We start from the raw sequence: 21,811 nt of genomic DNA, 5'->3' as shown, positions 1-21,811 counted from the left end.
TCGGATTGACCAAACCGGTCACTTCCGCCTGCGCCGCCCGTTCGACCTGCGATCCCCACCGTCGGCGGGGGCCTGCGAGTCGACCGGCTCACCGAAGCGCTGATAGCCGGCCCCGTGGCAGTGCTCGCACTGCTCGGTGAAGGCCTCCTGCAGGCCGGTGCCGATCCGCTTACGGGTCAACTGCACCAGGCCGAGGCTGGTGACCTCTGCGACCTGGTGACGGGTCCGGTCGCGGCCCAGGCACTCGACGAGGCGGCGCAGCAGCAGGTCGCGGTTCGAGGGAAGCACCATGTCGATGAAGTCGATCACGATGATGCCGCCGAGGTCGCGCAGGCGAAGCTGACGAACGATCTCCTCTGCCGCCTCCAGGTTGTTGCTGGTGACGGTCGCCTCGAGGTTTCCTGCCGAGCCGGTGAACCGGCCGGTGTTGACGTCGATGACGGTCATGGCCTCGGTGCGGTCGATCACGAGCGAGCCGCCGGAGGGCAGGTAGACCTTGCGGTCCAGCGCCTTGGCGATCTGCTCGTCGACGCGGAACTTGGAGAACACGTCCTTGCCCTCGTCGCCGCCGTCGAAGCGCTCGACGCGGTCCAGCAGGTGCGGGGCGACGTGACCGACGTAGGCGGAGATCGCGTCGAACGCGTCGTCCTGGTCGCCGTTGCCCTGCACGATCAGGTGACCAAAGTCTTCCGTGAACAGGTCGCGCACGATGCGAAGCGTGAGGTCGGGCTCGGCGTAGAGCGCCTGCGGCGCGCCACCCTGCTTCGACTTCTTCTCGATGACCTCCCACTGCGCCTTCAGGCGGTTCACGTCGCGGACCAGTTCGTCCTCGCTGACCCCCTCCGCGGCGGTCCGCACGATCACGGACTCCTCGTCGGAGATCAGGTGGCCGAGCACGTTTCGCAGGCGCTGGCGTTCGCTGTCGGGGAGCTTGCGGGAGATGCCGCTCAGGTGGCCGCCGGGCGAGTACACGATGTAGCGACCGGGCAGCGAGATGTGCGAGGTGAGGCGGGCACCCTTGGCGCCGACCGGGTCCTTTGTGACCTGGACGAGCACGCTCTGGCCCGACTTGAGCACGTTTTCGACCTTGCGGTTCTCGCCGGTCACGCCGAACGATGCCCAGTCGACCTCGCCCGCGTACAGCACGGCGTTGCGGCCACGGCCGATGTCGACGAAGGCGGCCTCCATGCTCGGAAGCACGTTCTGCACCTTGCCGACATAGATGTTGCCGATCAGCGAGGTCGCCGAGGCCTTGTCGACGTAGTGCTCGACGAGGATGTCGTCCTCGATGACCGCCAACTGCGTGTAGTCCTCGGACTGGCGGATCACCATGGTGCGGTCGACGCTCTCGCGGCGGGCCAGGAACTCGGCCTCGCTGAGGATCGGGGCGCGGCGGCGGCCCGCGGCGCGGGACTCCTTGCGACGCTGGCGCTTGGCCTCCATGCGGGTGGAGCCCTCGATGCCGGTCACCTCGTCGTTGTCGGAGGAACCCTCCTTGTCGGTGTCGCCGCGACGGCGGCGGCGACGACGGCGACGGGTAGTCGATGAGGAGTCACCATCAGACTCCGTGTGGTCCTGGTCGTCGGAGTCGTCCTCGGAGGCCGATTCCTCGCCCTCGTCGTTGGAGTCGTCCTCGCCGGTGGAGTCGCCCTGGTCGTCGTTGTCGTCCTCGTCGCGGGGGCCACCGCGACGGCGGCGGCGCCCACCGCGGCGACGGCGGCGACGCGCGGGACGGTCGCCGTCCTCGTCGCTGGAGTCGTCATCACCGGAGTCGTCCGACTCGTCGTCGGAGGCGTCGTCGTCCTCGTGGGACTCGCCGTCCTCCTCGGAGTGGGCGGTCTCCTCGTCGTCGTCCTCGTCGTCATCGGCCGCGTCGTCTGCGGCGATGGCTCCTGCGAGCGCCGCGAGTTGAGCGTCGCGGGCCTCCTTGGTCATGAAGGGGTCGGCGAGCACCGACTTGCGGGCCTCGGCGAGGTCCTCGGCAGCACGCAGCGCGGCGCCGATCGGATCGTCGTCCCCGTCGGCCGGAGCCTCGGTGGGCGCGGCCGCGGGGCGGCTGGCCCTGCGGCGTCCGCGGGCGCGCGGCTGAGTGGGCTCGGGGGTCTCCTCGACGACCTCGTCCTTGGCGACCTCGACGGCCTCCGGTTCTTCGGCGGGTGTCTCGACGGGCGCGGGGGCCTCGACGACGGCCAGGGCCTCGACGGGCGCCGGGGCGGCCGCGGCGCGGGTGGCGCGACGGCGACGGGTCGGGGCGGGGCGCTCCTCGGCCGCTGGCTCGTCGGCGGGGGCGATCTCCGCGACGGCGGGGGCGGCCTCGATGGCGTTCGGCTCGATGACGCTTGGCTCGATGACCTGCGCGACGGGGGCGGGTGCCTCGACGTGGACGGGAGCGGCCGCCGCACGGGTGGCGCGACGGCGTCGGGCGGGGCCTTGGGGGCCTCGTCCTGCGTCTCGCCCTTCTCGGCGGGGCGGCCTCGACCGGCGCAGGCTGGGCGACCGGGGCGGCCTCGGCAACGGCGGCCTCGACAACGGCGGCCTCGGCGGCGGGCTCGGCCTTCGGCTTGGTCGCGCGGCGTCGGGTGGTCTTGGGGGCGGCCTCTGCTGCGGACGCCTCCTCGACGGCCGGCGCGGCGGGGGTTTCCTCGACCTCTGCGGGCGGCGCGGTCTTGCGCGTGGCGCGACGACGCACCGGCTTGGCGGGCTCGTCGGCCGGCTGCTCTGCGGGGGCCTCGACTGCGGGAGCCTCGACGGCGGGAGCCTCGGCGGCCGGGGCCTCCTCGCTCGGCACTGCGACCTTGCGGCGGCGGGTGGGCGCCTTCTCTGCTGCCGGCTTGGTGGTGGCGCGGCGACGCTTCGGCGTCACGTCCGCGTCGGGGGCCGATTCGGCCGATTCGGCCGGGGCGGCCTCGGCGGCGGGCGCCTCGACGGCCTGGGTCGCCTCTGGGTTACCTGCGGGGCGGGAGGCGGCCCTGCGGCGTCGCGTCGCGGGCTTGGTGGCCTCCGTGGCCCCGGTCGGTTCGTTGGACTCGCTTGAATTCTCGATGTCGAGCATGCGGCTCCTTAACGCGCGTAGCGCGGACAGGCACAGCGAACTGTGCGCTAAGACAGAAGGCCGGCCGGGGCTACGAGGAGTCGCGGCAGAATTGCCGCGGTGCAACTCGCTGCACCCGGTTGGCACCGGCGGCGCCGTGACCTAACCGTTATTCTCGCACAGGTATCCAAAAACGCGAGCATTTCCACGAGGCTCATCTGAGCGGGTCGGCGATCTCACCTTCCCGCAGCGGCCCCTGCGCAAGCCGGGTCAGCAACGCCCTGGCGGGCACCCGCTCGTCGATCATCCGCAGCGCGGTGAGCACATCGTCCGGGCGCACCAGCGGAGTCTGATGCAACGAGCGAAGCGCGAGCGTCTCGTCGTCACTCACCTCGAGCGAGATGACGGCGGAGCGCACGTCGAAGGTGCGCATCCCGTTCTTCGTCATCCGCTCGACCAGGAACTCCTCGCGGCCCATCAGGTCGTCCACGGAGCCTGCGAGGACCCCCTCGCCCGCGCCGGTGACCCGCAGCACCCAGTCGGAGGCCTGCAGCAGGTCCCCGAGGGAGGCGCTGACGGCGTCGGCGGCGTCGAGCACCACGAAGCCGTGCGGCAGCACCTCGTTGAGGGCCTCGACGACCTTCGCGGGCGCGCAGACCTCCTTCAGCCCCAGTTCGACGTACTCGGCCTCCGAGGCCGCCGACGTCGGCGCCGCGTTGGCATAGGAGATGCGTGGGTGGGGCGAGAAGCCGGACGAGTAGGCCATCGGGATCTCGGCTCGGCGCAGCGCCCGCTCCAACGCGCGCCCGAAGTCACGGTGCGACGTGAACCGGCCCGGCCCGCGCTTGGCGTACTTCAGGCGGAGCTTCTGGGCAGGGGGCGCCTGCTGGACTGGTGGCTGTCGGTTTCCCACGGCGCGCAGTCTATCGGCAGGTCTCAGGAGGCGGCCGTCTCCGAGCGGAGCATGATGTCGGCCGCGCCGATGGCCGCCGAGTCGAAGCCCCGCTCGTCCATCACGACGCGCAACCCCGTCGCGCGGCCGAAGGCCGACGACTCGATCTGGCTGCGCGCCGCGGGCAGGTACAGCGTCCCGGCGACGGCAAAACTCGGCCCCGTGAGGACGAGCAACTGCGGGTCGAACATGGCCGCGACGGCCTGCACGCCGAGCGCCATGTAGCGGGCCGACCGCTCGATGATCTCGAGCGCGCTCCGCTCACCGCGCAGCGCGAGCCGGGCGAGCAGCGAGAAGGAGGCGAGGTTCGACGGGTCCGCAGTCTCGGGCAGTAGGCCGAGACTCCTCGCGTCGCGGATCATCGCGGAGGGCCCCGCGACCGCCTCCAGGCACCCCTTGGCGCCGCACCAGCAGCGCGGGCCGTCGACGTCGACGCACAGGTGCCCGACCTCTCCGGCGTTGCCGTGCGACCCCGCGAACACGTCGGCCCCCGTCCGCAGACCGGAGCCGATGCCGTCGCTCATGAACAGCACGGCGACGGAGTTCTCGGAGTGTTCTGTGGACAGCCGGGTCCCCGCGGCCGCCGCGGTGCCGTCATTGTCGAGAAGCACGGGAAGTCGAAGCCTGCTCTCGAGCGCCTGGCGCAGTTCGAAGCCAGCCCAACCGGCCATGTCCGGGGGTGCAGAGAGCAGCCCGCGGTCCCGCGCCAGCGGCCCGGGCGCGGCGACTCCGAGGCCGATCACGTTCGCCCACGGCACGTCGACGGCCTCCAGCATGTCGCCGACCTGGTCGACGATGCGGGCCACCACGGCCTTCGGGTCGGAGCCCTGGAGAGGGTTGGGGCGCCGCCAGCGCGCGATCACGTCGCCCTCGAAGTCGATCAGCACGTAGGTGATGGAGTGGAAGCTGAGGTGGAGGCCGACGACGTAGCGGGCGACGGGGTTGAGCCGCAGCAGCGTGCGGGGCTTGCCGCCCGAGGACTCTCCGCGCCCCGTCTCCGCCACGAGCGAGTCGTCGATCAACTTGCGGACGATGGCGCTCACGGCCGGGGCGGACAGGCCCATCAGCCGGGTCAACTCCACCCTGCTCAGGGTGCCGTGGTTGCGGATGTGTTCGACCGCGACGGCCCTGCTGGACATCGGTAGCCGCGCGAAAGCGCCTGCGTCTGCCACGCCATCCTCCTCATTGTTCGTTCAGTGAATATAGTCGGTGCCAGTCAGGAAACGAGGAGGTTGAGACATGACCGAGAAGGTCGTTGGCATGGTGCTGGTGCGCCCGGCCCCCATCCAGGGCATGCAGCCGTTCATGTCCGATCTCGCCCAGGGCATCGAGGCCGCCTTCGCCGGCCACGACACGAGCCTGCTGATCCAACTGGTCAGCGACCCGGCCGAGGAGCAGAGGTTGTGGCGCCGCTGGGCCGACGAGCGCTCGGTCGACGCGATCATCATGACCGACCATCACGAGGGTGACCCACGCGTCGGCCTCGCGGCGGAACTGCCGATCCCGGTGGTGCTGCTCGGCGGCGACTCCCCCTCCCTGCCGCTCAGCCATGTCTTTGTGGACAACGCGGAGGGCGCGCGGGCGGCGGCCCGCACCTTCGCGGACCTCGGCCACCGGCATCTCGCCCGGGTCGGCGGCCCCAGGAACCTGCTGCACACGCAGGCCCGCGACGAGGCCTTTCACCGGGTCGCAGACGAACTGGGCCTTACCGTCGTGCTCGGCTACGGCGACTTCTCGGAGCGTTCGGGGGGCGACGCGGTGCGGGCACTCCTCGAGCGGCCGGTGCCGCCGACGGCGATCCTCTTCGACAACGACCTGATGGCGGTCGGCGGCATCGCCGTGGCCGCGGAACTCGGGCGCCGGGTCCCTGCCGACCTTGCGGTCATCGCCTGGGACGACACGGCGAACGCCCGGCTCTCGACCCCGCCGCTGAGCGTCGTCGCGATCGACGTGTTCGAACTGGGCAGCACGCTCGGTGCCGCGACGCTCGACGCGCTTGCAGGGGCCGAGCCGCGCGTGTACACGGTCCCCGCCCCCACCGTCAGGCTCGCAGAAAGCACCTGAGGCGGCGCCGCCCGACCGGGACATCACCACGTTCTTGACTTACTTCGGGAACTTATCTAAGTTAGTTCCAGGTCACCCGAAAGGACAAGGATGTTCACCACCCCACTCCGCCGCATCGTCGGCCTCGCCGCCGCAGGCATGCTGCTCACCACGAGCGCCTGCGGCTCCACCTCGCCCGCGAACGAGGACCCCAACGCCGTCGCAGGCGACATCACCGTGCTCACCTGGCGCACCGACCTCCTGGAGGACGGGACACTCGACGGCTTCGCGAAGAAGTTCGAGGAGAAGTACCCCGACGTGAAGGTGAGCTTCGAGGGCATCACCGACTACGAGGGTGAGGTCCGCACCCGCATGAACACCGAGGACTACGGCGACGTGCTCGCCATCCCCAACTCGGTCACCCGCGACCAACTGCCCAACTTCTTCGAGCCGCTCGGCAACACGGAAGAGATGTCGACCACCTACCGCTGGCTCAAGGACAAGTCCTTCGAGGGCACCTCCTACGGCATCCCCGTGATCGGCAACGCCAACGGGGTCCTGATCAACAAGCGCGTCTGGACGGAGGCGGGAGTCACCGGCACCCCCACCAGCCCCGACGAGTTCATCGCGGCCATGAAGAAGATCAAGGCGAACAACCCCGAGGTCACGCCCGTCTACACCAACTACAAGGACGGCTGGCCGCTCACAGCCTGGGAGTACTACCGCGGCGCCATCACCGACGACGTCGACGTCGTCAACACCATGGCCCACGAGGACGCCCCATGGGCAGCGGGCGAGGACCACGCCGTCATCGACGGCCTGCTCTACGACCTGGTCGCCGAGGGGCTCACCGAGGCCGACCCGACGAGCACCAACTGGGAACTGTCCAAGACGATGATCGCCGAGGGCCAGGTCGGGGCGATGTTCCTCGGCTCCTGGGCCATCCCCCAGATGCGCCAGGCCGCAGAGGACATGGGCGCCAACCCCGACGACATCAGCTACATCCCCTTCCCCGCCGCCGTCGACGGCACGCTGCACGCGGTCGCCGCTGGCGACTACAACCTGGCCGTCAACAAGAACTCGAAGCACAAGGCGGCGGCGCGCGCCTTCCTCGACTGGTTCATCGACGAGTCCGGCTACGCGATCTCGCAGGACGGCCTCACCCCGCAGGTCGACGGCGAACTGCCCGCCACCCTGAAGGACTTCGAGGCGACCGGCGTCGAACTGATCACCCTCAACCCGCCCGCTGAGGGCGAGGAGGCGCTGCTCACCGACATCGACAAGACCGCAGAGGTCGGCCTTGACACGCCAAAGCTCCGCCAAGGGGTCGTCGACGCGGCGCGCAACAAGACCGCGACAAAGCAGGAACTGTTCGACTCCCTCAACGCGTCCTGGACGAAGGCGCGCGCCGAGGTCGGCTGATCGCGATGAGCACCCTCACCCAGGCGCCCTCGAAGGCGTCGACCGCGGCCGGGGAAGGGCTCACCGAAGAGCCCACCCCGGCCCGCCGGCCACACCGCACCATCAGGTCGAAGGCGACCCCCTGGCTGTTCCTGCTACTGCCGCTGACGCTGCTCGGCCTGCTGACCTACCTCCCCGTCGCCAACATGTTCTGGTACTCGCTGACCGACTGGGATGGCCTCGACCCCGTCAAGAACTTCGTCGGGCTGAAGAACTACGTCAACGCGTTCACGCAGCCCGCGAACCTGCGGGTCTTCTACGTCTCGCTGTTCTACTTCGTGGGGGCCTTCGCCCAGATGGGGCTGGCGCTGTACTTCGCAACGCTGCTCAGCTTCAGCACCGTCTTCCGCAACATGTGGAAGGGACTGCTGTTCTTCCCCTACCTGATCAACGGGGTCGCCATCGGCCTGATCTTCAACAACTTCCTGCGCCCAGACGGCGGCCTCGACTCGCTGCTGATCTCGATGGGCCTCGACGACCTGATCCTGCAGTGGACGGGCAACCCGGCCGTCGTCAACTACACGCTGGCCTCCGTGTCCGTGTGGCGCTACATGGGGCTCAACTTCGTGCTCTTCCTCGGCGCGATCCAGTCGATCGGCGCCGAACAGTACGAGGCGGCCGCGCTCGACGGCGCCAACCGGTGGCAGCAGTTCCGCCACCTGATCCTGCCGTCGATCCGGCCCATCGTCGGGCTGTCCGCGATCCTGGCCGTCTCCGGCGCGCTGTCGGTCTTCGAGATCCCGTTCATCATGACGGGCGGCGCCAATGGCTCCGAGACCTTCGTGATCCGCACCGTCCACACGGCGTTCCAACTCAACCACGTCGGCCTCGCCTCCGCCATGGCGGTGGTGCTGCTGCTGATCGTGCTCGTCATCACCTGGGTGCAGCGCACCCTGCTCCCGGACGACCCGGACGCCAAGGCGGCGAGGCGGGCCGCCCGCAGAAAGACAAAGGAGGCCGGAGCATGACCCGACGCACCCTGCGCGCGACGCTTGCCGCGCTGAAGTACCTCTCCCTCACCGTCGCGGCGGTGGCCATGATGCTGCCGATCGCGCTGATCGTGATCGGCGCCTTCAAGGGCAAGCGCGAGTTCCTGAAGTCCGGCCCGTTCGACCTTCCGGAGAACTGGCTGGACTTCTCCAACTTCGTCACCGCCTTCACCCGCGGCGGCATGCTCCAGGCCTTCGCGAACACCTCGATCATCCTGGTCATCTCCGTGACGGGCACTGTCCTGATCGGCGCGTTCGCGGCCTACGCCATCGACCGCTTCGAGTTCCGGGGCAGGGCCGTCGTGCTCGGCCTGTTCCTGCTCGCAACGCTGGTGCCCGCCGTGACGACCCAGGTGGCGACCTTCCAGATCGTCAACTCGCTCGGCATCTTCAACACCAGGTGGGCGGCGATCCTGCTGTTCATGGGCACCGACATCGTCAGCATCTACATCTTCCTCCAGTTCATCCGCAACATCCCGAGGGAACTGGACGAGGCGGCGGCGCTGGAGGGCGCGGGACACTTCAGGATCTTCTTCCAGATCATCCTGCCGATGCTCAAGCCAGCGATCGCCACCGTGGTGATCATCAAGGGGATCGGCATCTACAACGAGTTCTACACGCCCTTCCTGTACATGCCCTCGCGCGACCTCGGGGTGATCTCGACCTCGCTGTTCCGCTTCATGGGCCCGTACGGCGCCCAGTGGGAGGTGATCTGCGCGGGCATCCTGATCGTGCTGATCCCCACCCTGCTCGCCTTCCTCTTCCTCCAGCGATACATCTACAGCGGCTTCGCCGCAGGAGCGACCAAGTGACCTCGACGATTTCGACCACCGACACCGCCGACCGACGCGAGGATCGGAGCGTGACCCGACTCGACTCAGGATGGCTGCTCCACCCGCTCGGCGAGGGCTCCGCCCTCCTGCCGGAGCGCCTCGACGCCCAGGTGCCCGGCTGCGTGCACACCGACCTGGTGCGGGCAGGTGCGATCGCCGACCCGTACCTCGACACCAACGCGAGCGGGCAGGCCTGGCTCTTCAACCTCGACTGGCGCTACGTCCGCGACCTCGCCGACATCGAGGCGCCCACCGACGGCGAGCGGGTCGAAATCGTCTTCGACGGGCTCGACACCTTCGCGGAGATCTCGGTCGATGGCCGCGTCGTCGGCAGCAGCGCCAACATGCACCGCGCGCTGCGCGTCGACGTGACGGACCTGCTTCCCGCCCGCGAACTGCGGGTCGACTTCGCCTCCCCCACCCGGACCGCCGACGCGGAGGCCGAGCGTCAGCGGCACCGGCCGAGCGCCTACCCGACCCCGTTCAACGCGGTGCGCAAGATGGCCGCAAGCTTCGGCTGGGACTGGGGACCCGACCTGCGCACCTCCGGCATCTGGCGGCCGGCCACGGTCGAGCGGTGGCGCCACGCCAGGCTTGCCGAGGTCGTCCCGCGGGTCCGCGTCGAGGACGGCGTCGGGATCGTCGAGATCACCACGTCCCTCGATTGGGCCTCCACGGGCGAGGTGACGCTGGCGGCCGAGATCGCCGGGCGGCGCGCCGAGGTGCGGGTCGCCAACGGGCAGCGTCGGGCGAGCCTGACGGTCCAGGTCGACGACCCGGCGCTCTGGTGGCCGGTCGGCTACGGCGAGCAACCGCTTGAGGCGCTGCGCGTCACGCTCTCCGACGACGACTCCACGCTCGATGCCTGGGAGCGCAGGGTCGGCTTCCGCACCGTCGAGGTCGACCGCTCCCCCGACGAGTTCGGCACCCGGTTCACGCTCACCGTCAACGGCGTCCCCGTCTTCGCCAAGGGCGTCAACTGGATCCCGGACGACCACTTCGTCTCCAGGATCGACGCCGACAGGTACCGCAGGCGACTGGTGCAGGCGCGCGACGCGCACATCAACCTGGTGCGGGTCTGGGGCGGCGGCATCTACGAGGCCGAGGCGTTCTACGAGGCGTGCGACGAGCTTGGCCTGCTCGTGTGGCAGGACTTCCTGCTCGCCTGCGCGGCCTACGACGAGGCCGGCCCGCTCCGCTCCGAGATGGAGGCCGAGGCCCGCGAGAACGTCGCCCGGCTCGTGGCGCATCCGAGCCTGGCCGTCCTCAACGGCGGCAACGAGAACGTGTGGGGCTACGAGGACTGGGGCTGGAAGGACCTGCTGGAGGGCCGCAGTTGGGGCGGCTGGTACGCGGCCGAGATGTTCCCGGCGGTCACCGCAGAACTCGCCCCGGGCGTGGCGTACAGCGTCAACTCCCCCTACTCCCCCGGCGCCTCCGCGACGGGCGTGCACCCCAACGACCCCGACCACGGCACCCACCACCAGTGGGAGGTGTGGAACCGGATCGACTACACCCACTACCGCGACGACATCCCCCGCTTCGCCTCCGAGTTCGGCTACCAGGCGCCCCCCGCCTGGCGCACGCTGCAGGACTGGCTGCACGTCGACGGCCAGCCCATCACGAGCGTGCCAGGCGCGAAGGAGACGGCCGTGTTCCTCGAGCACCAGAAGGCCGAGGACGGCAACCGCAAACTCGACGAGGGGATGGCGCCGCACCTCGGTGTGCCTGCCGACTTCGCGGACTGGCACTGGGCGACCCAACTCCAGCAGGCGCACGCCGTCGCCTACGCCGTCGACCACTACCGCAGCCACTGGCCGCGCACCGCGGGCTCCATCGTGTGGCAACTCAACGACTGCTGGCCCGTCACGTCCTGGGCGGCCATCGACTACGAGGAGCGCAGGAAGCCGCTGTGGTACGCCCTGCGGCAGGCCTACGCGCCACGCAGGCTCGTGGTGGCCACCGGCGACGACGGCTGGAGCGTCACCGCCGTCAACGACACCGACCACGCTTGGGAGGACGTGCTGCAGGCCAGGCGCGAGACCTTCGACGGCGGGCTCCTCGCGGCCGACTCGTCGCAGGTCGCGGTGCCAGCGCGCTCGGTGCTGAGGCTCCCGCTGACCGCGGCGCTGGTCGCCCCTGGGGACGCGCAGGGCGAGGCGCTCGTCGTCGAACTGGGCGCCGAGCGCGTGGTCGAACTGTTCGCCGAGGTCAAGGACGCCCACCTCTCCCCGACGCGGCGGACGTCCGGGTCGCGGAGACCGCCGAGGGCTACCGGATCGACGTGACGGCGCGCTCGCTGGTGAAGGACCTGACGGTGCTCGCCGACCGGGTCGCGGCCGACGCGGTCGCCGACGACGCGCTGATCACGCTTCCCGCGGGGGCCTCGTGGTCAATCAACGTGCACACCGCTGAACGCGGCGTCGGTGAGGCGTTTAGAGTTGCACCGGTGCTGCGCACCGCCAACGACCTGTCCGCGCTCGCGCGGGCCTGATCCCGAGAAGGACCACCCGATGCTGCCCTGGCCCACCATCGCCCAACACCGCTCCTGGCTCCAGTCCGAGACCGAGCGCCTGATGAGCTTCGGATCGCGGGCCGTGCTGCCCGGTCAGGGCGCCGCCTGGCTGGACGCCTCCGGGGACCCCGAGCCCGGCCACGCCATCGAGGCGTGGATCACCTGCCGCACCGTGCACGTGTACTCGCTCGGCGTTCTGATGGGCCGGCCCGGCGCGCGGGCCATCGCGCAGGGCGCGCTCGACGGCCTGATCGGCGGGCCGCTGCGCGACCGGGACAACGGCGGCTGGTTCCACGACTCGCGCAGGCAGGGCGCCAAGGAGGCCTACGACCACGCGTTCGTGGTGCTCGCCTCCAGTTCCGCGACGCTCGCCGGGCTCGACGGCGCCCGCGACCTGCTGGACGAGGCGCTTCGCGTCATCGAGAGGTTCTGGAACGAGGAGGACGGCATGGTCGCAGACGCGGTCTCCGCCGACTTCTCCACCACCGACCCGTACCGGGGCATCAACGCCAACATGCACACCGTCGAGGCCTTCCTGGCCGCGGCCGACGTCACCGGCGACGACCTGTGGCTCCGCCGCGCGGAACGGATCGCCCGGTTCGCCCGCTCGCAGGCGGAGGCGAACGGTTGGCGGCTGCCCGAGCACTACGACGACGCCTGGGTCGCCCAACTCGAATACAACGTCGACCGGCCGGACGACCCGTTCCGCCCGTACGGCGCCACCGTCGGCCACGGCCTCGAATGGTCGCGCCTGTTCCTGCACCTGGAGGCCGCGCTCGGCGACTCCGCGGCCGGCTGGGCGGAGGCCGCCGAGGCGCTGTACGACCGTGCCGTTGCCGACGGCTGGGCCGCGGACGGCGCAGACGGCTTCGTCTACACCACCGGCTGGGACGGCGCCCCCGTCACCCGCGACCGGATGCACTGGGTGGCGGCAGAGGCCATCGGCGCCGCCGCCGCTCTGCTGCAGCGGACCGGCTCCGAGCGCTACGCCGATGACTATGCGCGCTGGTGGGACCACGTCGACGCCTGCTTCCGCGACCTGCGCCTCGGGTCCTGGTTCCACCAGTTGGACCCGACCAACCGCCCCACCGACACGGTGTGGCCGGGCAAGCCCGACCTCTACCACGCGGTGCAGGCGACGCTGATCCCCCGGCTGCCGCTCGCACCGTCGATGGCGACGGCCGTCGACCGGGGGCTGCTGATCGCCTGAGGCAAGCGACGCTGAGGCGGGGTATCGTGTGCGGGCCGATGAGAAAGGCCTGACCGTGATCGAACACCTCCGCCGCTGGTGGCCGCTGGTCGCCCTGCTCGCGCTGGCGTTCAACCTGCGCCCGGTCGCCGTCGCGGTCGGCCCGGTGCTCGAAGAGATCAGCGCGGACATCGGGCTGACCGGCACCACCGCAGGCCTGCTGACGTCGCTGCCGACCATCTGCTTCGCGAGCTTCGGGGCGCTCGCCCCGACGATCGCTCGCAAACTCGGCGACCACCTGGCCATCGCGCTCGCCCTCGGCGTGCTGATCCTCGGCCAGGTCGGGCGCCTGCTTGCGCCCTCCCCCGTGCCCTTCCTGCTGACGTCGATGGTGGCGCTGGCGGGCATGGCCCTGGCGAACGTCCTGATGCCCTCGCTGGTGCGCCAGCACTATCCGCGCCGGATCGGCCTCGCCACCGCCCTGTACTCGTTCACCTTGACGGTGGGCGTCACGACCGCGAGCGTCGCGACCGTCCCCGTCGCGCACGCAATGGGCGGATGGCGCGCGGCGCTTGCGGTCTGGGTGGTCGCCGCGGCGGCGGCCCTGGTGGCCTGGCTTCCCCTGCTGCGCTCCCGCACGAAGCGCCGCGCAGACGCTCAGTCCCGCGTCACGCTCGGCCAGATCGCGCGGACCCGGCTCGGTTGGGCGCTCGCGGTGCTGTTCGGCATCCAGTCGGCGCAGGCCTACTCGATCTTCGGCTGGCTGCCAAGCGTCTACCGCTCCGCGGGCCTCGACGAGGTGCAGGCGGGCCTGATGCTGGGGATCGCCACCGGCGTCGGGCTGGTGCCTGCGTTCGCGATCCCGGCCTACGTGGCACGCACCAGGAACCCGACGGTGCTGTTCCTGGTGATCATGGCGTTCCTGGTGGCCGGCTACACGGGCCTGCTGCTCGCCCCGTCCAGCGCCCCTTGGCTGTGGGCGATCTTCCTGGCGCTGGGGACCGCCTCGTTCCCGCTGCTGCTTGCCCTGTTCGGCACCCGCGCGAGGACGCCGACGGCGACCGCGGCGCTGAGCGGCTTCTCCCAGTCGGTCGGCTACGTCATCGCGACCCTCGGGCCGCTGTCGTTCGGGGTGCTGCACTCCGTCACGGGCGGCTGGACGGCGCCGATCGCGCTCCAACTGTGCCTCGTGGCGCCGATGCTGCTCGCAGGCCTGTACGCCTGCCGCCCCGTTCTCGTCGAGGACGAACTGGGCGCCTAGCGCTTCTTGTAGAGCTTCTTCGACTGGTAGACGGGCTCGCTGGTCACGTTGACGCCCAGGTTCCGCAGGATCGATTCGTCGACCGAGCCGAGGATCACGCTGCTATGCACGTCGCAGCCGCGCAGTTCACTGAGCCGCTCCAGCGCCGCCTTCGCGTTCGGGTCGTAGGTGGCGCTCACCGACAGCGCGATCAGCACCTCGTCGGTGTGCAGCCTGGGGTTGAGGCTGCCAAGATGCGCCGTCTTGAGGGTCTGGATGGGCTCGATGGTCTCCGGTGAGAGCAGCCGCACCTTCGGGTCGATCCCGGCCAACTCCTTCAGCGCGTCGAGCAGCATCGCCGAGCAGGCGCCGAGCAGCGGGGAGGTCTTGCCCGTGATGATCCGGCCGTCGGCCAGTTCCATGGCGGCGGCGGGCGCCTTGGTGCGGCGCTCCACCTCCAGCGCAGGCGGGACCACCGGTCGGTCCTCGCGCACGATCCCGACCTGGCTCATCGTCAGCGCGATCCGGTCGGACACCGTCGGCTCGAGTTCGTCGCGGCGCTCGGCGACCAGTGCCTTGAAGTAGCGCCGGATGATCTCCTGCTTGGCGGCGTCGCGGCACACCTCGTCGTCGGAGATGCACACCCCCGCCATGTTGACGCCCATGTCGGTGGGCGACTCGTACGGCGAGCTGCCCGTCAGCCGCTCCAGAAGCAGCTTCAACACTGGGAAGATCTCGACGTCGCGGTTGTAGTTGACGCACTGCTCGCCGTAGGCGGCAAGGTGGTACGGGTCGATCATGTTGACGTCGTCGAGGTCGGCGGTGGCTGCCTCGTAGGCGAGGTTGACGGGGTGGTCGAGCGGAAGGTTCCAGATCGGGAACGTCTCGTACTTGGCGTAGCCGGAGCTGATGCCGCGTTGGTGGTCGTGGTAGAGCTGCGACAGGCAGGTCGCCATCTTGCCGCTGCCCGGCCCGGGCGCGGTCACGACGACCACGTCGCGCTCCGTCTCGATGTAGTCGTTGCGACCGTAGCCCGCGTCGCTGACGATCAGGGACACGTCGTTGGGATAGCCCTTGATCGGATAGTGCCGGTAGACCTTCAGCCCGAGGCGCTCCAGCTTGCGCTTGAAGGCGCGCGCCTGACGGTGCTCGTCGGTCATCTGCGTGATCACGATGCTGCCGACGAGCAGCCCGTAGGAGCGGAACTCATCGATCAGGCGCAGCACGTCCAACTCGTAGGTGATGCCGAGGTCGGCGCGCACCTTGTTGCGGGCCAGGTCGTGCGCCGAGACCGCGATGACGACCTCGACGTCGTCCTTGATGGTCTCCAGCATCTGGATCTTGTTGTCGGGGGTGAAGCCGGGCAGGACGCGCGACGCGTGGTGGTCGTCGAAGAGCTTTCCGCCGAACTCGAGATACAGCTTGCCGCCGAAGCGCTCCCGCCGCTCGTTGATGTGCTCCGACTGCAGAGCCAGATAGCGTTCCCGGTCAAAACCCACGTTGCGCGTCACGGAGGTCGATCGTATCGTGCCGCCCCCGGTAATCCCCCATCCATGCGGTTGTTAACATCCCGACATGACTGAGTTGACTCTGCATCGTCTCGGCACACCCGGGGCGCCGGCGATGGTGCTCGTGCACGGCCTCACCGACGACGGCACCAACTGGCCAGACGCCGTCGAGCGTTGGCGCGACCGCTACGACCTGGTCGCCGTCGACCTGCGCGGCCACGGCACCTCGCCGCGCTTCGAGGCATCGCAACTGGCGGACGTCTGTGCGGTGATGCAGCGCGACCTCGAGGAGGTGCTCGCCTCGGTCGGCGCGCCGGCGGTGCTGGTCGGGCATTCGCTCGGCGGCTTCCTGGCTGCCCGGGTCGCGCTCGAGCGGCCCGACCTCGTCAGGGCGGCCGTGCTCGAGGACCCGGCGAAGCCCCCGCCGGTCGACGATCCGCACTTCGACATCACCGGGTTCCGCGACCAGCAGGTCACCTTCGTCGAGGCGGTCACGTCGCACCGCGCGGACGAGGTCGCCCGGATGGGCCGCGAGACGCCGTTGTCGAGCGCCGAGATCGAGGCGTGGGCCGACTCGAAGCCGCGCGTCGACCGGGTGTACCTGCGCGAGGGGCTCCGGCTGACGTCCGGCCCCTGGGAGCAGGGCCTGTTCAGCGAGTTGACCGTGCCGACGCTCATCCTCACGCCCGTCGACGGGGAGATGGCACCCGACCCGGACCTGATCGTCAACCCGCTCGTGCGGTGCGTCGACATCGAGGGCGCCGGGCACTGCGTCAGGCGGGATCGCCCGGAGGCCTACTTCGCAGCAGTCGACGCGTTCCTGGCAGGCGTCTGACCCTCGAAGGAGGAGGCCGCTGACCGCCTAAAGGGTAAGGTGCTGCATCGTCCCTGGCCCCTGCGGAGGAGAACCGCGTGCATCCCGACCCCCAGAACCGTTCGCCGAAGGAGGGCATCGGGCCAAAGGCCAGGCGCCTTCTGAAGCAGGTCGACGAGACCTACCCGCACGGCATCCACCCCGCGCTCGTGCCGGGGATCGGCGTCGAGGAACAGCGCAACCGATACGGCACGGACAAGGTCGTCTTCGGGGTCACCGCCGCCCTGATCATCTCATTCATCGCGTGGGGCGTCGTCTCAACCGAGAGCCTTTCCGCCGTCTCGAAGGCGGCACTGGAGTGGACCCTTGCCCACGTCGGCTGGCTGTTCACCGGACTGGTGGCGGTGATCCTGTTCTTCATGCTGTTCATCGCGGTGAGCCGCTACGGCAACATCCCGCTCGGCAAGGACGACGAGAAGCCGGAGTACCGGAAGTTCTCCTGGATCGCCATGATGTTCTCGGCGGGGATCGGCATCGGCATCATCTTCTTCGGCCCCCTCGAGCCGCTGACCTACTACCAGTCGCCCGCCCCCGGTGCCACGACGCCCGAGACCCCTGAGGCGGCGGTCAAGGCGCTTGCGCAGACCTTCTTCCACTGGGGCATCGGCCCCTGGGCGATCTATGGCCTCGTGGGGGCCGCCGTCGCCTACGGCGCGTTCCGCCGCGGCCGGGTGCCGCTGATGAGCTCGATCCTGGTCGCGCTGCTCGGGCAGAAGCGGGCCGACGGCATCGCCGGCCGGCTGGTCGACATCTTCGCCATCGTCGCGACCCTGTTCGGCACGTCCGCCTCGCTCGGCATCGGCGCCATGCAGATCGGCCGCGGCGTCGAGATCGTCAGCGGCATCGGCAAGTTGCCCAACGCGGCGCTGATCGCGATCATCGCCGTGCTGACCGCATGCTTCATCGCCTCCGCCGTCTCCGGCGTCGGCCGGGGCATCCGGTGGCTGTCCAACATCAACATGGTGCTCGCACTGGTGCTGTCGCTGTTCATCTTCATCGCGGGCCCGACGCTCTTCATCCTGAACCTGTGGCCCGCCGCGATCATGGAGTACTTCCAGAGCTTCTTCCACATGCTCGGCCTCGGCCCCGCCTACGGAGCGGACGCCGCGGCGTTCACCGGCACCTGGACCGTCTTCTACTGGGCATGGTGGATCTCCTGGTCCCCGTTCGTCGGCATCTTCCTGGCGAAGATCTCCCGGGGCAGGACGCTGCGCGAGTTCGTCTTGTACGTGATCACGATGCCGACGCTCGTGTGCGTGATGACCTTCGGCATCCTGGGCGGCAGCAGCATCTGGCTGCGCAGCCAGGGGGACCCCATCTCCGCGGACGGCGACCCCGAGGAGATGTTCTTCCACGTGCTCGCCACCCTGCCGCTTGCGCAGGTCACGCCGTTCCTCGGCATGGTGATCATCGCGATCTTCTTCATCACCTCGGCCGACTCCGCGTCGATCGTGATGGGAACGCTGTCGCAGCGCGGCAATTCGGAGCCCGCGAAACTCGTGACGATCTTCTGGGGCCTCGCCATGATGGGCATCGCGGTCGTGATGCTGCTGATCGGCGGAGGCGACGCGCTCTCAGGCCTGCAGAACATGATCATCGTCACGGCCATCCCGTTCGCGGCGATCCTGGTGGCGATGATGATCTCCTTCGCGAAGGACCTGCGCTCCGACCCGCTGGTGATCCGCAGGGCCTACGCGACCTCGGCGCTGCGCAACGCCGTCAAGAAGGGCGTCGACCGCTACGGCGACGACTTCAGCCTCGCGGTGCATCGCTCCCCGGAGGGCGAGGGCGCCGGGGCCGACTTCGACTCGCACGACGCGAAGGTCACCGACTGGTACCAGCGCACCGACGAGGAGGGCCAGCCGGTCGACTACGACTACGCCACCGGCACCTACGCCGACGGCTGGACCCCCGAGGGCGACGCGCAGGATGTCGCCGACGGCACGGTGCCGCCGGTCCCCGACGGCGAGGTCCCCGACACCGCCGTCACGGAGCAGGGCCCCGTCCCCGACGCTCGGTGAGGCCCCGGCGTTGAGCAGTAGTCGATGTTCGTGCGCCGCGCGGGCGCCTGTTAGCGCTCGCATCGTCAACGAGGCACGAATGCTGCTCAACGCCTGACCCCGCACCGTTGTTAGCCTGACGGCCTCCGACGAGAGGCCTCTTCCATGCGACGTCCGCTCCGCGCCACCGCAGCAGCGCTTGCCCTGTCCTGCCTCGCCCTCGCGGGCTGCTCGACCGGCGGGGTCGACATCGACAGCAAGTGGTCGCTCGCCGCCTCCCTGGAGCAGGTGCCCTCCACCGCCGTCGGGTCGCCACGCTTCGTGGTCGCGGGCGACCTGGAGGGGGCGGGCAGGGCAGGCGGTTTCGACCCGCACGACGAGAAAAACGCCCAGAGACTGCTCGGCCTCGACTCCGCCGTCTACCTTCCCTTCCCCGAACTGCCGACGCGCTCCGATCCGGCGGTCGTCGAGAAACTGGCCGGCTTCGACCTGCTCGACGCCGACCGGTACGTCGCCAACGGGCAAGGCGCGCAGCCCTTCACCGTCGCGATGGGCGACCTGGGTCCGGACACGCTGCCCGACTCCCTGAAGGACCTCGGCGACGGCGTCCGCAGCGACCTCGACGGCGAGGACGGGGCCCCAAATATCGCTAGGGAGGGCATCGACCAGATCGGCAGGCCGATCCGGTTCGCGGCGAAGAAGCACGCCATCGCGATGAGCACGAGCACCCCGCTGGTGCGTGACTGGCTGGGGGACGATGGCCCCACGCTCGCAGACGACAAGGCGCTGGTCGAGGTCGCAAAGGCCCTCGACGGCGAGGACGTGTTCTCGGCGATCCTGACCGACCCGATGCCGATGGCCCCCGACCTGACGGCGACGCCTGGCTCGGCAGCACAGCAGATGGAGGCCCTGGAGAAGGCGACGCCCGCCACGCCGTTCGACACGATCGGCATCGGGTGGAAGCGCGGCCAGGTCGTGGTCGCCTACCGGTTCGCCGAGGAACCCGACGTCGCGGCCCTGGAGGCGATCTGGCGCGACGGAACCCTGTTCACGACCCAGTCCCCGATCGCGGACCGCTTGACCGTGGCCTCCGTCACCGCGAAGGGCAACGTCGGGATCGTCACGCTCGACGTCGTCGAGGGCTCCAGCCCCGCCCTCGCCGAGCAGATGCTGCTGACCCGCGAGCCGGTCTTCGTTACGCGCTGAGCCCGACCCTGGTCAGCCCAGGTCCGGCTTGGCGACCGTCAGCGGAAGCAGGGTGCGACCCGTTGGGCCGATCTGGATCTCGGTGTCCATCTGCGGGCAGACGCCGCAGTCGTAGCAGGGCGTCCAGCGGCAGTCCTCGACCTCGCGCTCGTCGACGGCGTCCTGCCAGTCCTCCCACAGCCAGTCGCGGTCGAGGCCGGCGTCGAGGTGATCCCACGGCAGGACCTCCTCGTAGCCCCGCTCGCGCGTGGTGAACCAGTCAAGGTCGATGCCTTCGAGGGCCAGTTCCTCGTTGGCGGCGGTCGTCCAGCGCTCGTAACTGAAGTGCTCGCTCCACCCGTCGAACTTGCCGCCCTCGCGCCAGACCCGCTCGATCACACGGCCGACGCGACGGTCGCCGCGCGACAGCAGTCCCTCGATGATGCCCGGCTTGCCGTCGTGGTAGCGCATGCCGATGGCCTTGCCGTAGTTGCGATCCTGACGGATCGTCTCCTTCAGCAGCATCAGGCGCCGGTCGATGGTCTCGGCGCTCGCCTGCGCCGCCCACTGGAACGGCGTGTGGGGCTTCGGCACGAAGCCGCCGATCGAGACGGTGCAGCGGATGTCGCGCGTGCCCGAGGCCTTGCGCCCGGTCTCGATCACGCGGGTCGCGAGCGAGGCGATCGCCAGCACGTCCTCGTCGGTCTCGGTCGGCAGGCCGCACATGAAGTACAGCTTCACCTGGCGCCACCCGGACGAGAACGCCGCGGCGACCGTGTCGATCAGGTCGTCCTCGGTGACCATCTTGTTGATCACCTTGCGCATCCGCTCGGAGCCGCCCTCAGGGGCGAACGTGAGGCCGGAGCGGCGGCCGTTGCGGCTCAGTTCGTTCGCCAGGTCGATGTTGAACGCATCGACGCGCGTCGACGGCAGCGACAGGGACACGTTGGTGCCCTCGTAGCGGTCGGCGAGTTGGCGGGTCACCTCCGCGATCTCGGAGTGGTCGGCCGACGACAGCGAGAGCAGCCCGATCTCCTCAAGGCCGGTGGCCTTCAGGCCGCCCTGCACCATGGCGCCGATGGTCTCGATGTTGCGCTCCCGCACCGGGCGGGTGATCATGCCCGCCTGACAGAACCGGCAGCCGCGGGTGCAGCCGCGGAAGATCTCGACGGAGTAGCGCTCGTGCACCGTCTCGGCCATCGGCACGATGGGCTTCTTCGGGTACGGCCACTTGTCGAGGTCCATCAGCGTGTGCTTTCGCACCTGGTGCGGCACCCCTGCGCGGTTGGGCGCGACGCGCTGGATGCGACCGTCGTCGAGATAGTCGACGTCGTAGAAGCGCGGCACGTAGAAGGCGCCGGTCAGCGCGAGCCGCATCAGCAGCCCGTCGCGGCCGCCCTCGCGCCCGTCCAGCTTCCATTCGCGGATGATGTCGGAGATCAGCAGCGAGGCCTCCTCGCCGTCGCCGAGCACCGCGACGTCGATGAAGTCGGCGATCGGCTCCGGGTTGAAGGCGGCGTGGCCGCCCGCGATGACAAGAGGCTCGTCCTCGCCGCGGTCGGCGGCGTGCAGGCTGAGCTGCGACAGGTCGATCAGGTTCAGCAGGTTCGTGTAGCCCAACTCGGTCGAGAACGACACGCCGAGCACGTCGAACAGGCCGACGGGGCGGTGCGCGTCGAGCGTGAACTGCGGGATGGAGTGCGAGCGCATCTGCTCCTCCATGTCCGGCCAGACCGAGTAGGTGCGCTCCGCAAGGATCCAGTCGCGCTCGTTGAGCACCTCGTACAGGATCGCGACGCCCTGGTTGGGCTGCCCGACCTCGTAGGCGTCCGGGTACGAGAGGCACCACCGCACGTCGACGGAGTCCCAGTCCTTGACGACGGAGTTGTGTTCCCCGCCGACGTACTGGATCGGCTTGCTCACCTGAGCGAGCAGCGGCTCGAGCCTGTCGAACACCGAGTGGGTTGGAAGCGCTGGCGTCATAGTCATAG

Annotated in this window: 16 protein-coding genes; 11 read left to right on the top strand and 5 right to left on the bottom strand. The window is 69.8% G+C overall.

What is annotated here, in order from left to right; genetic code table 11:
• Window positions 1–18: 18 nt before the first annotated feature.
• From BW730_RS02535 to BW730_RS02525, 3 genes are all read right to left on the bottom strand, one after another.
• Complete coding sequence (locus BW730_RS02535; protein WP_471248202.1) at window positions 19–2,514, bottom strand: Rne/Rng family ribonuclease; 2,496 nt, start codon at window positions 2,512–2,514, stop codon at window positions 19–21.
• A gap of 731 nt (window positions 2,515–3,245) precedes the next feature.
• Window positions 3,246–3,944 (bottom strand): TIGR03936 family radical SAM-associated protein, encoded by a 699-nt coding sequence (locus BW730_RS02530; protein WP_077684879.1) that lies wholly within the window; start codon window positions 3,942–3,944, stop codon window positions 3,246–3,248.
• Between the two features lie 23 nt (window positions 3,945–3,967).
• Window positions 3,968–5,155 (bottom strand): ROK family transcriptional regulator, encoded by a 1,188-nt coding sequence (locus tag BW730_RS02525; protein ID WP_145952690.1) that lies wholly within the window; start codon window positions 5,153–5,155, stop codon window positions 3,968–3,970.
• A 67-nt stretch (window positions 5,156–5,222) separates the two neighbouring features.
• Between BW730_RS02525 and BW730_RS02520 the strand changes: the two genes are divergently transcribed.
• From BW730_RS02520 to BW730_RS02485, 8 genes are all read left to right on the top strand, one after another.
• Window positions 5,223–6,047 (top strand): LacI family DNA-binding transcriptional regulator, encoded by an 825-nt coding sequence (locus BW730_RS02520; RefSeq protein WP_077684877.1) that lies wholly within the window; start codon window positions 5,223–5,225, stop codon window positions 6,045–6,047.
• Window positions 6,048–6,137: 90 nt separating this feature from the next.
• Complete coding sequence (locus BW730_RS02515; protein ID WP_077684876.1) at window positions 6,138–7,448, top strand: ABC transporter substrate-binding protein; 1,311 nt, start codon at window positions 6,138–6,140, stop codon at window positions 7,446–7,448.
• 5 nt (window positions 7,449–7,453) lie between these two features.
• Window positions 7,454–8,455, top strand: a complete 1,002-nt coding sequence (locus BW730_RS02510) for a carbohydrate ABC transporter permease (protein ID WP_077684875.1) — start codon at window positions 7,454–7,456, stop codon at window positions 8,453–8,455.
• Complete coding sequence (locus BW730_RS02505) at window positions 8,452–9,288, top strand: carbohydrate ABC transporter permease (RefSeq protein ID WP_077684874.1); 837 nt, start codon at window positions 8,452–8,454, stop codon at window positions 9,286–9,288. The genes BW730_RS02510 and BW730_RS02505 overlap by 4 nt, the downstream gene beginning before the upstream one ends.
• Before the next feature lie 50 nt (window positions 9,289–9,338).
• Window positions 9,339–11,597: a glycoside hydrolase family 2 protein gene (locus tag BW730_RS02500; protein ID WP_145952689.1), complete on the top strand. Its 2,259-nt coding sequence runs from the start codon at window positions 9,339–9,341 to the stop codon at window positions 11,595–11,597.
• Window positions 11,594–11,803, top strand: coding sequence for a hypothetical protein (locus BW730_RS02495; RefSeq protein WP_077684872.1), 210 nt, complete (start codon window positions 11,594–11,596; stop codon window positions 11,801–11,803). Before BW730_RS02500 ends, BW730_RS02495 begins: the two co-directional genes overlap by 4 nt.
• Before the next feature lie 19 nt (window positions 11,804–11,822).
• Window positions 11,823–13,034, top strand: coding sequence for an AGE family epimerase/isomerase (locus BW730_RS02490; RefSeq protein WP_077684871.1), 1,212 nt, complete (start codon window positions 11,823–11,825; stop codon window positions 13,032–13,034).
• A gap of 55 nt (window positions 13,035–13,089) precedes the next feature.
• Window positions 13,090–14,274 carry an MFS transporter gene (locus tag BW730_RS02485; protein WP_158522456.1) on the top strand — a complete coding sequence of 395 codons (1,185 nt, stop codon included), beginning with the start codon at window positions 13,090–13,092 and terminating at the stop codon, window positions 14,272–14,274.
• Here BW730_RS02485 and BW730_RS02480 read toward each other — a convergent pair.
• On the bottom strand, window positions 14,271–15,764 hold the full coding sequence (locus tag BW730_RS02480) for a DUF1846 domain-containing protein (protein WP_145952688.1): 1,494 nt from the start codon (window positions 15,762–15,764) through the stop codon (window positions 14,271–14,273). The genes BW730_RS02485 and BW730_RS02480 overlap by 4 nt on opposite strands.
• A 64-nt stretch (window positions 15,765–15,828) precedes the next feature.
• Here BW730_RS02480 and BW730_RS02475 point away from each other — a divergent pair, with 64 nt between their 5' ends.
• From BW730_RS02475 to BW730_RS02465, 3 genes are all read left to right on the top strand, one after another.
• Complete coding sequence (locus BW730_RS02475; RefSeq protein ID WP_077684869.1) at window positions 15,829–16,596, top strand: alpha/beta fold hydrolase; 768 nt, start codon at window positions 15,829–15,831, stop codon at window positions 16,594–16,596.
• Between the two features lie 77 nt (window positions 16,597–16,673).
• Window positions 16,674–18,656, top strand: coding sequence for a BCCT family transporter (locus BW730_RS02470; RefSeq protein WP_226997006.1), 1,983 nt, complete (start codon window positions 16,674–16,676; stop codon window positions 18,654–18,656).
• Between the two features lie 144 nt (window positions 18,657–18,800).
• Window positions 18,801–19,841: a hypothetical protein gene (locus BW730_RS02465; protein ID WP_077684868.1), complete on the top strand. Its 1,041-nt coding sequence runs from the start codon at window positions 18,801–18,803 to the stop codon at window positions 19,839–19,841.
• Between the two features lie 12 nt (window positions 19,842–19,853).
• On the opposite strand, the gene BW730_RS02460 is transcribed toward BW730_RS02465, so the two are convergent.
• Window positions 19,854–21,803, bottom strand: a complete 1,950-nt coding sequence (locus BW730_RS02460) for a TIGR03960 family B12-binding radical SAM protein (RefSeq protein WP_077684867.1) — start codon at window positions 21,801–21,803, stop codon at window positions 19,854–19,856.
• Window positions 21,804–21,811: the final 8 nt, after the last annotated feature.

Source organism: Tessaracoccus aquimaris (genome assembly GCF_001997345.1).
Taxonomy (GTDB): Bacteria; Actinomycetota; Actinomycetes; order Propionibacteriales; family Propionibacteriaceae; genus Arachnia; species Arachnia aquimaris.
This window is presented reverse-complemented; position numbering and strand designations above follow the sequence as displayed.